General features: G+C 60.9%; 13 protein-coding genes. 7 read left to right on the top strand and 6 right to left on the bottom strand.

What is annotated here, in order from left to right; all coding sequences use genetic code 11:
• Positions 1-45 precede the first annotated feature (45 nt).
• The 3 genes from nthA to HB676_RS07845 are packed head-to-tail and all read left to right on the top strand — an operon-like array spanning position 46 to position 1711.
• Positions 46-678, top strand: coding sequence for a nitrile hydratase subunit alpha (gene nthA / locus HB676_RS07835; RefSeq protein ID WP_213737145.1), 633 nt, complete (start codon positions 46-48; stop codon positions 676-678).
• Complete coding sequence (nthB, locus tag HB676_RS07840) at positions 675-1334, top strand: nitrile hydratase subunit beta (RefSeq protein WP_213737146.1); 660 nt, start codon at positions 675-677, stop codon at positions 1332-1334. Before nthA ends, nthB begins: the two co-directional genes overlap by 4 nt.
• Positions 1334-1711: a nitrile hydratase accessory protein gene (locus tag HB676_RS07845; protein WP_213737147.1), complete on the top strand. Its 378-nt coding sequence runs from the start codon at positions 1334-1336 to the stop codon at positions 1709-1711. Before nthB ends, HB676_RS07845 begins: the two co-directional genes overlap by 1 nt.
• Here the strand turns inward: HB676_RS07845 and queC are convergent.
• Entirely contained in the window at positions 1708-2424 is a 717-nt protein-coding gene (gene queC, locus HB676_RS07850) for a 7-cyano-7-deazaguanine synthase QueC (RefSeq protein ID WP_213737148.1), read from the bottom strand. The genes HB676_RS07845 and queC overlap by 4 nt on opposite strands.
• A 132-nt stretch (positions 2425-2556) precedes the next feature.
• Here queC and mazG point away from each other — a divergent pair, with 132 nt between their 5' ends.
• The 4 genes from mazG (at position 2557) to HB676_RS07870 (ending at position 7330) form a co-directional block, all read left to right on the top strand.
• Positions 2557-3381 (top strand): nucleoside triphosphate pyrophosphohydrolase, encoded by an 825-nt coding sequence (mazG, locus tag HB676_RS07855; RefSeq protein WP_213737149.1) that lies wholly within the window; start codon positions 2557-2559, stop codon positions 3379-3381.
• Between the two features lie 563 nt (positions 3382-3944).
• Entirely contained in the window at positions 3945-5957 is a 2013-nt protein-coding gene (locus HB676_RS07860; protein WP_249780127.1) for a TonB-dependent siderophore receptor, read from the top strand.
• Positions 5958-5997: 40 nt separating this feature from the next.
• Entirely contained in the window at positions 5998-7134 is a 1137-nt protein-coding gene (locus HB676_RS07865; protein WP_213737151.1) for a PepSY domain-containing protein, read from the top strand.
• Positions 7127-7330, top strand: coding sequence for a hypothetical protein (locus HB676_RS07870; RefSeq protein ID WP_213737152.1), 204 nt, complete (start codon positions 7127-7129; stop codon positions 7328-7330). The genes HB676_RS07865 and HB676_RS07870 overlap by 8 nt, the downstream gene beginning before the upstream one ends.
• Here HB676_RS07870 and hflX read toward each other — a convergent pair.
• The 5 genes from hflX to ntrC all read right to left on the bottom strand — a co-directional run bounded on the left by hflX (position 7296) and on the right by ntrC (position 14529).
• A complete protein-coding gene (hflX, locus tag HB676_RS07875; RefSeq protein WP_213737153.1) occupies positions 7296-8675 on the bottom strand; it encodes a GTPase HflX in 1380 nt (459 codons plus the stop codon). The two genes, HB676_RS07870 and hflX, sit on opposite strands and share 35 nt — an antisense overlap.
• An 11-nt stretch (positions 8676-8686) precedes the next feature.
• Complete coding sequence (hfq, locus tag HB676_RS07880; RefSeq protein WP_006020546.1) at positions 8687-8935, bottom strand: RNA chaperone Hfq; 249 nt, start codon at positions 8933-8935, stop codon at positions 8687-8689.
• Between the two features lie 252 nt (positions 8936-9187).
• Positions 9188-10558: a sigma-54 dependent transcriptional regulator gene (locus HB676_RS07885; RefSeq protein ID WP_213737154.1), complete on the bottom strand. Its 1371-nt coding sequence runs from the start codon at positions 10556-10558 to the stop codon at positions 9188-9190.
• 24 nt (positions 10559-10582) lie between these two features.
• Positions 10583-12910, bottom strand: a complete 2328-nt coding sequence (locus HB676_RS07890; RefSeq protein WP_213737155.1) for a PAS domain-containing sensor histidine kinase — start codon at positions 12908-12910, stop codon at positions 10583-10585.
• A 176-nt stretch (positions 12911-13086) separates the two neighbouring features.
• A complete protein-coding gene (gene ntrC, locus HB676_RS07895; protein ID WP_213737156.1) occupies positions 13087-14529 on the bottom strand; it encodes a nitrogen regulation protein NR(I) in 1443 nt (480 codons plus the stop codon).
• Between the last annotated feature and the right edge of the window lie 5 nt (positions 14530-14534).

Here is a 14534-nt window from a genome sequence, read left to right on the forward strand (position 1 = left end):
CTAGCACTCTCGACAGGAACCGAACATTGCGTTTATCTTTGCGGCATGACCGGCCATGACCACGACCATCATCACGATCACGACCATTCGGAACTGTCCGAAACCGAATTGCGGGTCCGTGCGCTCGAAACCATCCTGACCGAAAAAGGCTATGTCGATCCGGCCGCGCTCGACGCCATCATTCAGGCCTATGAAACGAAAATCGGTCCCCATAATGGTGCGCAGGTGGTTGCCAAGGCCTGGTCCGATCCTGCGTTCAAAGCGGCCCTGCTGGCGGATGCCAGCAAGGCCGTCAGCACGCTCGGACACGTCAGCCGGGTTGGCGACCATCTTGTCGCGGTCGAGAACACCCCGCAGCGCCACAACATGGTGGTGTGCACATTGTGCTCCTGCTACCCTTGGGAAATGCTGGGATTGCCGCCGGTTTGGTACAAGGCCGCGCCGTATCGTTCTCGCGCCGTCAAGGATCCGCGTGGCGTGCTTGCCGATTTCGGCGTCAGCCTGCCGAAAGAAACCGAAATTCGGGTATGGGACTCCACCGCCGAAACCCGCTTCCTGGTGCTGCCGATGCGCCCCGCGGGCACCGACGGCTGGAGCGAGCAGCAGCTTGCTGACCTCGTGACGCGGGATTCGATGATCGGGACCGGATTCCCCAAAACGCCGGGCGCGCCATCGTGAACGGCGTGCACGACATGGGCGGGATGGACGGTTTCGGCAAGGTCGAGCCGGAAGCCAACGAGCCGATGTTCCATACGGAATGGGAAGCTCGCGTGCTGGCAATGGTGCGCGCAATGGGCGCCGCCGGCGCCTTCAACATCGATACGTCGCGCTTCTATCGGGAGACGTTGCCGCCTCCGGTTTATCTCAGCAGTTCCTATTACAAGAAATGGTTCCTCGGGCTCGAAGACCTGCTCATCGACAAGGGGTACATCGCCGCCAGGGATGTCGCCGCGGGCCACGCGGTTGAACCGGCAAAGCCGCTCAAGCACGGCAAGTTCACCCTTGATGACATCGAGCGCATCATGGTGCGCGGCCGATTTGGGCGCGCTGCGCCGGCGCCCGCGAAGTTCAAGGCAGGTGATCGCGTGCGCGCCAGGAATATTCACCCGGCGACGCATACCAGGCTGCCACGCTATGTACGCGGCCATGTCGGCGTGGTTGAGCGCGACCACGGCTGCCATGTTTTTCCGGATTCGGCTGCGATGGAAGCCGGCGAAAATCCGCAATGGCTGTACACCGTCGTGTTCGACGGCGCCGAGCTGTGGGGGCCGGACGCCGATCCTACGGTGAAGATATCCATCGAGGCGTTCGAGCCGTATCTGGAGACGGCGTGATGGAAGCCGCCGCGGCTAACGCGACCAAGGCCGTCCCGAGCATCCCCCGCGATACCGATGGACCGGTGTTCCGCGAACCCTGGGAAGCGCATGCCTTTGCAATGGCGCTGGCACTGCATGGGCGCGGCCTGTTCACCTGGAACGAATGGGCGGCCGCGCTCGCCGATGAAATCAAACGCGCGCAAGCCGCCGGCGATCCGGATACGGGCGAGACCTATTACCGGCATTGGCTCGCGACGCTGGAGGGACTGATCGCCGCCAAGGGCGTCGCCTCTCCCGAAACCCAGCATCGCTACCGCGATGCCTGGGACCACGCCGCCGACCGCACCCCGCATGGTTTGCCGATCGAATTGAGGCCGGAGGATTTTGCGGGCTAACCGCTACGCTCCACATATTGCCGCCATCCATTGGCGCGTAACGCGCAGGCCGGGCATTCACCGCAACCGTAGCCCCATTCATGCTGCTCGCCGCGATCCCCAAGATAGCAGGTGTGGGAATATTCCCTGATCAGATCGACCAGCCCGGCCCCACCAAGGTCATGCGCCAGTTGCCATGTATTTGCCTTGTCCAGCCACATCAGCGGCGTGTGCAATTCGAAGGTCCGATCCATCCCGAGATTGAGCGCGGTCTGCAGCGCCCGGATGGTGTCGTCACGGCAATCCGGATAGCCGGAATAATCGGTCTCGCACATGCCACCGATGATGTGCCGGATGCCGCGCCGATAGGCCAACGCCGCCGCAAAGGTGAGAAACAGCAGATTGCGACCGGGCACGAAGGTATTGGGCAGACCGTCTTCCTGCATCGCAATCGCGACATCGCGCGTCAGCGCCGTGTCCGAGATCGTGGCGAGCGTGGCAATCTCAAGGGTGTGGCTATCACCGAGCTTGCCGGCCCAGTCCGCGCGTAACGATTTCATCCCATCAAGCAGACGTTCGCGGCACGCAAGTTCGATAAGGTGACGCTGCCCGTAGTCAAAACCGAGCATTTCGACGCGTTCAAAGCGCTCCAGCGCCCATGCGAGGCAGGTAGCTGAATCCTGCCCGCCGGAAAACAATACCAATGCTGTTTCGGTTGGGAACCGGTCACTCATGGCGGCTGCGATAGCACCCAACGTCCCCCTCGCCAACCGGTGGAAATAGCCTTTGATCGGGCTCGTTTCGCTGGGACGCAGCCGCATCTTGCGGCATACAGGCCTGACACGCTTTACAGGTCTCGGTGCACCATGACGGATTCTTCCCGCGATATTTCACGCCTGCTTGATATCATGGCGCAACTGCGAACCCCGGGCAGCGGCTGCCCCTGGGACCTCGAACAGAATTTCGCAACCATCGCGCCCTACACCATCGAGGAGGCCTATGAGGTCGTCGACGCCATCACGCGCGGCGATCTCGACGACCTGCGAGACGAACTCGGCGACCTCCTGCTGCAGGTGGTGTTTCACTCCCGCATGGCGGAAGAACAGAACGCATTCGCATTCGGTGACGTGGTCGATGCGATCTGCCGCAAAATGATCCGCCGGCATCCGCATGTTTTCGCTGACAAGGACGGACGATTGACGCCGTCCCACGTCAAAGATGTGTGGGAGCGCATCAAGACCGAGGAGAAGGCCGAACGTGCGGCACGCCGACCTCTGGAAGAGCCGACGGAAAACTCCCTGCTATCGGGCGTCAAGGCAGGACAGCCGGCCTTGACCCGCGCGATGGAATTACAGCGCAAGGCTTCAACGGTCGGTTTCGACTGGAACGATTCGCGCGCAGTGCTGCACAAAATTCGCGAAGAAGCCGACGAGATCGAAGCTGCCCTCGACCGCGGCGACGCCGGTGAACTGGCTGACGAGACCGGCGATCTGATGTTCGCCGTGGTCAACCTGGCGCGCCACGCCGGTGCCGATCCGGAATCCGCGCTACGCGGCACCAACGCCAAGTTCGAGCGACGTTTTGGCTACATCGAGCGAACGCTGGCGCAACAAGGACGTTCGCTCGAGAGTGCTTCGCTCGCCGAGATGGATGCGTTGTGGAACGAGGCGAAGCAACACGAGGCACTTTGATCGCTAGCGCACCAGCAAGCGATCACTGATAATTCAAAACGTCGCTTGTTCGCACGCGTCATGCTTTGGATTATTCCCAAGCTGGACAGATTCCATACTGGAGAGATTCAAGTTTCGTCAGCGCGAATAACGTAGAACGCGACTTCCCCACTCGTGTAAGCCGAACCGTGACAGCGGTGTTTAACAGCCGTTTTTCATTGTTCTAATTCCAATGTGGGGCACGGCACATGACGACGCGTTCTGGTTCAATCAGCATTTTTCTGGCGTCAGCCTCAATCGCCGTTCTCTGTCTTTTTTCGATCGAGGCAAACGCGCAGCAAAATTCCGACGGTGGCGCTTCAAGCAAACAGCTTCCGCCGATTACAGTCACTGCGCCGAATACCGGGCGCAACGCTACTGCAGCGTCGAAGCCCAATTCACGAATCGCAAGTTCCCGAGCATCGAAGCGCGCACGGCGTCCGGGCCAAACGGCCGCGGCCGGGGCCAATTCGCGTGGTGGAAAAGGCGGTCAGATCGGCCAGGACCCTCGCGGCCCGATCGACGGTTATGTCGCAGACCGTTCGATGACCGGCACCAAGACCAACACGCGCATCATGGAGACGCCGCAGTCGATTTCGGTAATCGGCGCCGACCAGATCCGCGATCAGAAGCCCGCCAGCGTCGCCGAAGCCTTGCGTTACACGCCGGGTGTCGCAGCGCAATTCTTCGGCGCCGATACGAGAAACGATTGGTTCCAGATTCGCGGCTTCAACGCACAGGACGTTGGACTGTTGATGGATGGTCTGCCGCTTCCCGCGGCTTTCGGTTTTGCCACCTGGAAGCTGCCAATCAACGGCCTTGAGCGTATCGACATTCTGCGCGGGCCGTCTGCCGTGCTTTATGGCGGCGGCTCGCCTGGCGGCTTCGTCAACCTCATCAGCAAGACGCCTCCGAACCAGCCGCTCAATTACGTTGAGACCGGCGTCAACTCGTTCGGCAATGCCTATTTTACCTTCGATTTCGGAGGGCCTGTCGCGATCAAGTCCAGCCAGAGCGACGATCTCTTTTACAAGGCCAAACAGAGCAACGATCTTTATTACCGCATGACCGGCACGGTGAAGAACGGCGGCACGCAAACGGATTTCACCAACGACAACAGCTATTCATTCTCCCCCTCGGTCAGATACCGGCCCGATCTCGACACCAGCCTCACGATCATCGCGCTCGCACAGAAGGATCAAACGCGGGGGCAGGGCTTCCTTCCCTATGTCGGAACGGTCACCAATGCGCCCTTCGGCAAGATCGGCACCTCGCTGTTCGCCAGCGATCCGCGCGACGACTACTTCAAGCGTGAAACGGAAATGCTGGGCTATCAGTTCGAGAAAAGCATCAATGAGAGCGTGACGTTCAGGCAGAATGCACGCATCTCCCACGATGAGGTGGAATTCCAGACGCTGCTCGGCAATGGATACGTCAACGGAAATCCGTCGACCGCGATGCTGTCGCGCTTCAACGATTTCGCCCGCGACAACGCCACCCAAGGTAACATCGATAACCAGCTCGAATACCGTTTCAACACCGGACCGGTGCAGCACACCGCGCTGTTCGGTGTCGACTACAAGCACTACTACCTCGCCGACCTCCAGGCCTTCGACTTCGGAACACCGGCGCTCAATCTGGTCAATCCGGTTTACGGCGTGTTCCAGGGCTTTCCCGGCACCGTTTTCCAGAACCAGAATTTCACGCAGCAACAGACTGGCGTCTATATGCAGGACCAGATCAAGCTCGGCCGACTGACGGTGGTCGCAAGCGGCCGCAACGATTGGGTGAACTTGAACGACAACAACCTGATTGGCGCCAGCCTGTCGCGTGACGATAGCAAATCCACAGGCCGCATCGGGGTCATCTACAATACGCCGATCGGTCTTGCGCCGTACGCGTCCTATGCGACGAGCTTCAATCCGCTGGTCGGCACCAATTTCCAGACCGGCCAACTTTTCCTGCCTGAAACCGGGCAGCAGGGGGAAGTCGGCGTCAAATTCGAACCTGCAGGCTTCAACGGTCACTTCACCGCGGCGCTGTTCGATCTCAAACGGCAAAACGTCCTGACGGCGAACCCGGCGAACATCACGCAGGCGTTCCAGACCGGCGAGGTGACGTCGCGCGGCGTCGAACTTGAGGCGGTCGGGAATGTGACGCCAGAGCTGAAACTCGTCGCCTCCTTTACCGACTTCCGCATCTTCGACAGCAAGGATGTGGTTCCGGCGCTGGTCGGCACGGTGCCGACCAATACGCCGAGCGAGATGGCCTCGGCATGGGCGGACTACACGATCCAGAACGGCCGGCTTGCTGGCTTCGGCTTCGGCGGTGGCGTGCGCTATGTCGGCATTTCCTATGCCGACCAAGCCAACACGCTGGTCGTACCGTCCTTCGTCCTCGGCGACCTGGCGCTGCACTATCAGGTTGCTAACTGGCGATTTGCGCTCAACATTACCAACATCGCCGATCACATCTATGTCGGCGGCTGTAGCTCGGCGACCGCCTGCTTCTACGGAGATCGCCGGCGCGAAACGGCAAGCGTATCGTATAAGTGGTAAGTATTTTGACGTGATTTGAGCTTGAGGGAGGCGCATCATCGTGACGGCGAGGTCGGTGCGATGGTGGTCGATCATCCATCGATGGACAAGCCTTGTCTCGACAATCTTCCTGCTGCTGCTGTGCCTGACCGGGCTGCCGCTGATCTTTCACCACGAGATCGATGAACTGCTCGGCTACGCGCCGAAGCCTGAACCGGTCCAGGCCGGCACACCGAAAGTTTCCGTCGATCGAATAGCCGAGGCCGCCTTGGCCGGTGATCCCGGCAAGCAGTTGCAGTACATCGCCTGGGACAAGGACGAGCCCGGAGCCGTGATCGCCTATACCAACTATGCCGCAAACGGTAAACCTGACGACGCCGTCGTCAGGGCGCTGGATTCTTATTCCGGCAAGTTGCTCGGTCCGGTCGGCACCGGTCCGATGCTGGTGGTGCTCAAGCTTCATACCGACATGTTTGCGGGCCAGCCCGGAAAACTGTTTCTCGGCGGTATGGGCCTCTTGTTCCTGATCGCGATCGTATCAGGCGTCGTGCTTTATTGGCCATTCACGCGACGCCTGCCATTCGGCACAATCCGACAAACCAACTCGCTTCGCATAAAATGGCTCGACTGGCACAATCTGCTCGGGGTGATCACTGTCGTATGGGCGAGCGTGGTCAGCGCCACCGGCGTGATCAACACATGGGCCGAGCCGATGCTCGATCAGTGGCGCACGACCGAACTCGCCAGCATGGTCGCGCCCTACGCCAACAAGCCGCCCGGCTCGCGGATGGCATCGCTCGACAAGATCGTCGAGAACGCCACCAAGGCTGCTCCCGGCATGGAGGTCGCCTTCATCGCGTTTCCGGGAACGCCGTTCAGCAGTTCGCATCATTTCGCCGCTTTTATGCGCGGTGACCAGCCGCTGACATCACGGCTCCTGAAGCCCATTCTACTCGATGGAGAAACCGCGGCTGTCGCAGACACGCGTGACCTGCCGTTCTATTTAAAAGCCCTGTTCATTTCGCAGCCACTTCATTTTGGCGATTATGGTGGAATGCCGCTGAAGATCGTCTGGGTACTGCTCGATGGCTTCACCATTGTCGTCATTGGCAGCGGGCTTTATCTTTATATTGCCCGACGGCGTAAAGGCCGGTCCGTAAAGCCCTACCCAGCGGGTGCACGTGAACTTATTGGATAAACGTATTTCCACGCCGAATTGGCGGACCGTGTACGGCGTGCCGATCGTCGTTGGTCTGTTGTCACTGTCGGGCTTGGCCTCGGCCTTGCTGCTGGACGAGACCGGCCGATATTTTTCATGGATCGCGGTCGGATCGCCGGTATTCCTGGTGGCGTGGCTGCTCACATCGCGTGCGGCACGGCGTCGAAACGGTTGACGACGATATCGCGTTTGGTCGGATCGACGCGCACGGTCATGTCGAAGCGACCGTCGTGAAGCTCTTTGTTGAGCACTTCCGCATTGCGATGCAGCCAGCTGATGCCGGCGCCGTCGGCGGCATCGATCGATAAATCCAGCGTCATCCGCGTTGCCGCCAGCCGATCCTCGATGGCGGCAAGAAGCGCATCGACCCCCTCCCCGGTTTCCGCGGAGACCAGGAAGCACGGGCGCTCCGGCGGGCGACGGGCGGCGATATTTTTCAGATTTTCCCGCTCCTCCGGATCGAAGCGATCGATCTTGTTCCAGATTTCGAGAATCCGCTGTCCGGCGTCCGGGTCGATGCCAAGCTGGCGCAGCACGGTATCGACGTCGCGCTCCTGGGCGTCCGCGTCCTCATGCGAGATATCGCGAACGTGGAGAATGACATCGGCTTCCAGCACCTCCTCCAGCGTCGCACGGAAGGCCGCAACCAGTTGCGTCGGCAGGTTGGAGATGAAGCCGACCGTATCCGACAGCATCGCCTTGCCGCCATGCGGCAGGCTGAGCGCGCGCAGCGTTGGGTCGAGAGTCGCAAACAGCATGTCCGCGGCCTGAACGTCGGCGCGGGTCAGGCGGTTGAACAGCGTCGACTTGCCGGCATTGGTGTAACCGACCAGCGCCACGACGCGGTACGGCACGCGCTGCCGGCCGGCGCGGTGCAGCCGCCGCGTCGCCTGAACCTTCTTGATTTCATTCTCGAGACGCGTGATGCGCTCGCCGATCAGCCGGCGATCCGCCTCAATCTGGGTTTCACCGGGACCGCCCATGAACCCGAAGCCGCCGCGCTGCCGTTCAAGATGGGTCCACGACCGAACCAGGCGGCTGCGCTGATAATTCAGATGCGCCAGTTCGACCTGCAATGAGCCTTCCTTGGTCTTGGCGCGGCGGCCGAAGATTTCCAGGATCAAGCCGGTGCGGTCGAGCACCTTGGTGTTCCATGCCTTCTCCAGATTGCGCTGCTGGATCGGCGACAGCGCGCAATCCATCACCACCAGTTCGATCTCATGCCCGGTGATCAGTCCGACGATTTCATCGACCTTGCCCTTGCCGAGATAGGTCGCAGGCCGGATCTGATTGATCGGAGCGATCAGCGCCTCAGCGATGGTGAGATCGATGGCGCGCGCGAGACCGACGGCCTCCTCGAGCCGCGCCTCGGAATCGCGAATGGCATGCAACTCCGTTTGCGCCTCGGGGTCGCCGCGGCGCATGCGTAAGTAGGGGCCGATGACAATCACCCGCCCGCTGTGTTGGCCCGCTACCGACCGCGGACGGTCGGCTCCCCCTTCAAGATTTCGGGGTTCCAATCAGTTCACTCTCAAGCCGGAGCATCCTCACCGCCTTCGAACAGCTGGATCGGAGCGCCGGGCATGATGGTTGATATCGCATGCTTGTAGACAAGCTGCGAGTGACCGTCGCGCCGCAGCAGCAGGCAGAAATTGTCGAACCAGGTGACAATCCCCTGCAGCTTCACTCCATTGACCAGAAAGATCGTCAGTGGCGTTTTGGTTTTACGAACGTGATTCAGGAAGGTGTCTTGTAGATTTTGTGCGCGGTCTGCCGCCATTGTTTTTGTCCCGCAGTCTTGTTTGCTTCTTTTTATTACCGATCGCGGCCCTCTGTCGGAGCCATCCCCGGTTGCCGGCTTCCCTGAGATCCCCCTCCGGGGAGCGCGGCGGAACGATTAGAGGGCAGGCTTGGTTTTTAGGCAAGCCAGTTCACGCATTACCCCTGCCGAACAGAGGTCACATTCTCCGAAAAACCCGGAAACAGGTGGAATTTCGCGGTCAAGGCATGAAAAAAATCCGGGAATCGGGGTTCAGCCGACCCCCAGCGCCTTCAGCTTGCGATGAAGCGCCGAACGCTCCATGCCGACGAATTCCGCTGTGCGAGAAATGTTGCCGGAAAACCGGCTGATCTGGGCGATCAGGTAATCGCGCTCGAACACCTCCCGCGCCTCGCGCAGCGGCAGGCCCATGATGTGCTCGCCATTGTTGCTGGTCGGCATCGCCGGCACCATCGAGCCCACGTCCTGCGGCAGCATATCGGCGGTGATGATGACTTCCGGGCCACCACCCGCCAGAATCATCACCCGCTCGACATTGTTGCGAAGCTGCCGGACATTTCCCGGCCAGATATGCGACTGCAATACCGCCATCGCATCCTGCCCGATCTGACGTTTCGGCAAGCCCGTCGCGACCGAGATCTGATCCATGAAATAGTCGATCAGCTCCGGAATATCCTCGCGGCGTTCGGACAGCGGCGGGACCCGAATCGGCACCACCGACAACCGGTGATAAAGGTCCTCGCGGAACCGGCCCTCGGCGATTTCCTCTTCCAGGTTGCGCGCCGTCGATGAAATGATGCGCACGTCGACGCTGACCTTGGCGTTTCCCCCTGCCCGCTGGAAGGTCTGGTCGACCAGCACCCGCAGAATCTTGTTCTGGGTTTCGCGCGGCAGGTCGCCGATTTCATCGATAAACAGCGTGCCGCCATGGGCTTCTTCGAGCGCACCGGCCTTGCGCGGGTGCTCGCCGTTGGATTGCTCCACGCCGAACAGCTCGATTTCCATCCGTTCCGGTGTAATCGCCGCGGCGTTGATGACGACGAAAGGTCCCTCCGCACGGCTGGATGAATTGTGCAGCGTGCGCGCGGCCAATTCCTTGCCGGCCCCGGAGGGACCGACGATCAGAATCCGGCTATTGGCCTTGGCGGCCCGGTCGATGGTCTGGCGCAGTTGGTTCATGCAGGCCGAATGGCCGGTCAGCACGCTTGCGGCCGGCGCCAGCTGCTTGAGTTCCTTCACCTCGCGCCGCAAGCGCGACGTCTCCAGCGCCCGCGTCGCCACCAGAATCAACCGGTCGGACTTGAACGGTTTTTCGATGAAATCATAGGCGCCGCGCTTGATCGCCGCGACCGCGGTTTCGATATTGCCGTGACCGGAGATCATCACGACCGGCACGTCGGCGTGATCTCGTTTCACCTGCTCCAGCAACTGCAGCCCGTCGAGTTTGCTGCCCTGCAGCCAGATGTCGAGAAACACCAGATTCGGGCGACGATTGGCGATTTCCGCCATGGCCGAGTCGCTGTCGCGCGCCGTCCGCGTCGTGAAGCCCTCATCGTCAAGGATGCCCGCAACCAGATCGCGAATATCGGCTTCGTCATCGACAATAAGAATATCATTCGCCATGGATCACGCCTGTCTTCTGTCTTTTCAATTGCCTGTTGCGGCTTTGATTTTTACTTGATCATTGGTCGTAGCAGCCGGCTCGATGGTTTCGAATTCCGGCGGTTTTGTTTCGGAAACGGGCTCCTTTGCTTCAATTTTTGGTGCATGGCCCGATACTGCAAACCGCAATCGCATCCAGGCTCCCCGCGCGCCCGGACGAATATCGGCGGCGTCATTGAGTTCGATCTTTCCGCCGTGATCTTCCAGAACCCGGCCGACAATGGCGAGGCCAAGGCCGGTGCCTTTCTCGCGGGTCGTCACATAGGGCTCCAGCAAGCGGGCCCGGCTGACCTTGGGCAGGCCTATGCCGTTATCGATCACATCAATCACAATGTCATCGTTCTCGCGCTCAGCGATGACATCAATACGACCCTTGCCGAGCTCTTCCGGGGGGACGGCCTCAATGGCTTCGGTCGCGTTCTTGATAATATTGGTCAAAGCCTGCGAAATCAGCCGCCGGTCGAATTGCGCGCGCATCGGGTCGGTCTTGATCTCAGCGTCGATATCGATGTCGGGGTGTCCGACCCGCATCAGGAACACGGCTTGACGCACGGTATCGGCGACATCCTCGCCTTCGATTACGGGCTTCGGCATCCGCGCGAAGCGCGAGAATTCGTCGACCATTCGCCTGATATCGTCGACCTGGCGCACGATCGTATCGGTGCATTGCTCGAAGATGGCCTTGTCCTCGGTGATGACCTTGCCGAATTTGCGGCGAATGCGCTCGGCCGATAGCTGGATCGGGGTCAGCGGATTCTTGATCTCATGGGCGATGCGGCGCGCAACGTCCGCCCATGCCGAAGTCCGCTGCGCCGAAACCAGCTCGGTAATGTCATCCAGCGTGATGATGTAGCTGTCCCGGGTCTGGCTGGTCTGCTCGGCGCTGACACGAACCGACAGATTGCGCTCATGGCCGTCGCGCGTGATGGTGATCTGGCCCTGCACCAGCCGCTGAGTCCCTTCTCGCGCGGTTCTCATCATGTCGTCGAGTTCGGGCAGCACGTCCGACAGCGGATGATCGAGCGTCTCTGACTCCGCGTGACCGATCAGCTTTTCGGCCGAGCGATTGAGAATCCCGACGCTGCCGGACGCATCGACGCCGATAATACCGGCGCTTGCCGACGACAATACCGCCTCGATGAAGCGGCGGCGGCTGTCGATCAGATCGCTCGCGCTTACCAATTCGTCGCGCTGGGTGCGCAACTCCTGCGTCATCTTGTTGAAGGTCTCGCCGAGTTGCGCCAGATCGCCCTCCGAGCGGAGCACCGGGACCTGTACATGCAGATCGCCGGTCGAGACGATGCTGGCGGCACTCATCAGCCGCCGGATCGGAGCAACCAGCCAGTTGGCGAAATTCAATCCGATCAGGATCGAAGCCATCAGGATAGTCAGCGCGATCACGGCGAAGATCAGCGCGAAATTGACCTGAAGGCCGAGCCGCCGCGATTCAATTTCGGCGTATTCGGCGACGGTGGCTTCGGTTTGTTTGAGTTGTGCGACGACACGGGGATCGAGTTGGCGCGCGACGTAGAGAAAGGTGTCGCTAAAGGCGCGTAGCCGGATCACGGCCGCGACGTAGTTTTCGTCAGGCAGCACCGCGATCTCAGGCTCATTTTCATTGACGTTGCTGAGGAACTCCGCCGGAGGTGCAGCGAAGGCCAATTGAATGCCGGTTTGCGCGGTCTCCAGGATATTGCGATCCTTGTCGATCAGCATCGCTCCCGGCAGGTTGCGCACTGCCGCATTGGCCGTCAGCAATTCGCGAAAGGATTTGCGGTCCTGGTCGTATAATGGCCGGGCATGGGCGATATCGTTGGCCATGCCCAGGATGTCGCCACGAATGAGCTGTGCGTGTTCCTGCATGTAGGCGCGGGCAATGATCAGCGAGTTCTGAATCACCTCGCGCGTCGGTCCCGAAAACAAACGGTCGAGGCCACGATCGATCGTCACATTGGCGACGACCGCCACCAGCACCGCCGGCAACACAGCGATGATGGAAAACAGACTGACAATCTGGACGTGCAATCGTGCCGCCGCCCGGCCGCGCCGCCGCGCCTGCATCAATTGCCAGACTTCGTGGACGATGATGCCGACCAGCACCAGGATGGTGGCGCCGTTCATCAGCATGAAGGAGACGGCGACTTCGCGCGTCGGCTCAATCCGGGTCAGCCCGGTGAGAACCACGAAGGTGAGGAAGGCCGTCAGCAGCGCCAGAACAACGGCAAACGGCGCTAGCCACCTCCGGAGGGATCCCCCCTTGGATTCAGCGAGCGACGGGTCGAACGGTGCGGCCGAGGTGTCTACGCTGGTCATTCCGGCAAAAGGTGAGCTGAAGTCATGGCCCGTCCACTACCAGCGGACTGATGCATTCATATCACAATGTTGCCAAATTGCGACAAATCCGCGGCGCTGGCCTCGAGCGAAGCGGGTAATCCCCGGCGATCAGCCCTCTTGAACGGCTGTAAGAGGCATTCCAGCCGCCAATGCGCCTAATTGCCACTCCGGTAGACCTGAATGTCCAGGTCGCGAATCTTCTTGCGCAGGGTGTTGCGGTTGAGACCCAGGAGGTCGGCCGCACGGATCTGGTTGCCCCGGGTTGCCGCCAGCGCGGCCGTGAGCAGCGGCACTTCGATTTCCTTGAGGATCCGGTGATAGAGCCCCGGCGGCGGCACGCCGTTGGGAAATCCCGAAAAATGCGAGGACAGATAGGCCTCAACCGCACCGCCGAGATTGTCGATGCCATGCTGGGTGCTGCCACCTGAGGTCACCGCCGGAGGCGCCAGTTCGCCATCGATCACCGAGCCCGTGATCACGTCCTGCGGATACAGCGCCGCCAACCGGCGGGCAAGATTTTCCAGCTCGCGCACATTGCCGGGCCAGCGATGCTGCTTCAGGCGCTCCAGCGCCAGCACGTCGAGCTTCTTGGGCGGCAACCCGTCCTTCTCGGCCAGTGCGAAGAAATGCCGGATCAAATCGGGCAAATCCTCGATTCGTTCGCGCAGCGGCGGCAACCGCAACGGCACGACGTTCAAACGGAAGAACAAGTCTTCCCGGAACAGGCCCTGCTGGATCAGGATGCGCAGATCCTTGTTGCTCGCCGCGACGATGCGCACGTCGGTCTTGATCGGCGTGCGGCCGCCCACGGTGGTATATTCGCCCTGCTGCAGCACCCGCAGCAGGCGGGTCTGCGCTTCCATCGGCATGTCGCCGATTTCGTCGAGAAACAGCGTGCCGCCTTCAGCCTGTTCGAAGCGGCCCGAGGCGCGGGTATTGGCGCCGGTAAATGCACCGCGTTCATGGCCGAACAGTTCGGACTCGATGAGATCGCGCGGGATCGCGGCCATATTGACGGCCACGAAGGGCCCGTTGCGCCGCTTGCCGTAGTCGTGCAGCGCGCGCGCCACAAGCTCCTTGCCGGTACCGGACTCGCCGGAAATCATCACGGTAAGATCGGTCTGCATCAGCCGCGCCAGTACGCGGTAGATTTCCTGCATTGCCGGCGAGCGGCCGACCAGCGGGATCGAATCGAATTCGGACTCGTCGGCGTGGTTGGCGACCCGCTCCTTCGGTTCCGCCAGCGCGCGGCCGACGATCGCGATCAGTTCCTTCAGATCGAACGGCTTGGGCAGATATTCGTAGGCCCCGCGCTCGGAAGCCCGAATCGCCGTCATGAAGGTGTTCTGCGCGCTCATCACAATGACCGGGAGACTAGGCCGCATCTTTTTGATCCGCGGCAACAGGTCGAACGCGTTCTCGTCCGGCATCACGACGTCTGTGATGACCAAATCACCCTCGCCCTGGCTGACCCAGCGCCACAAGGTCGCCGCGTTTCCTGTCAGCCGCACCTCATATCCCGCGCGCGACAGCGCCTGATTGAGAACGGTGCGGATGGCGGTGTCGTCATCGGCGACAAGAATACTACCTGCGGGCATAGCTA

It is taken from the genome of Bradyrhizobium sp. dw_411, assembly GCF_018449695.1.
Lineage (GTDB): Bacteria > Pseudomonadota > Alphaproteobacteria > Rhizobiales > Xanthobacteraceae > Bradyrhizobium.

Excerpts from the sequence above, each read along its gene's own strand:
- nthA (WP_213737145.1), top strand. The coding sequence starts at position 46 with ATGACCGGCCATGACCACGACCATCATCACGATCACGACCATTCGGAA.
- HB676_RS07845 (WP_213737147.1), top strand. The coding sequence starts at position 1,334 with ATGGAAGCCGCCGCGGCTAACGCGACCAAGGCCGTCCCGAGCATCCCC.
- queC (WP_213737148.1), bottom strand. The coding sequence starts at position 2,424 with ATGAGTGACCGGTTCCCAACCGAAACAGCATTGGTATTGTTTTCCGGC.
- mazG (WP_213737149.1), top strand. The coding sequence starts at position 2,557 with ATGACGGATTCTTCCCGCGATATTTCACGCCTGCTTGATATCATGGCG.
- HB676_RS07860 (WP_249780127.1), top strand. The coding sequence starts at position 3,945 with ATGACCGGCACCAAGACCAACACGCGCATCATGGAGACGCCGCAGTCG.
- hfq (WP_006020546.1), bottom strand. The coding sequence starts at position 8,935 with ATGGCGGCAGACCGCGCACAAAATCTACAAGACACCTTCCTGAATCAC.
- HB676_RS07885 (WP_213737154.1), bottom strand. The coding sequence starts at position 10,558 with ATGGCGAATGATATTCTTATTGTCGATGACGAAGCCGATATTCGCGAT.
- HB676_RS07890 (WP_213737155.1), bottom strand. The coding sequence starts at position 12,910 with ATGACCAGCGTAGACACCTCGGCCGCACCGTTCGACCCGTCGCTCGCT.
- ntrC (WP_213737156.1), bottom strand. The coding sequence starts at position 14,529 with ATGCCCGCAGGTAGTATTCTTGTCGCCGATGACGACACCGCCATCCGC.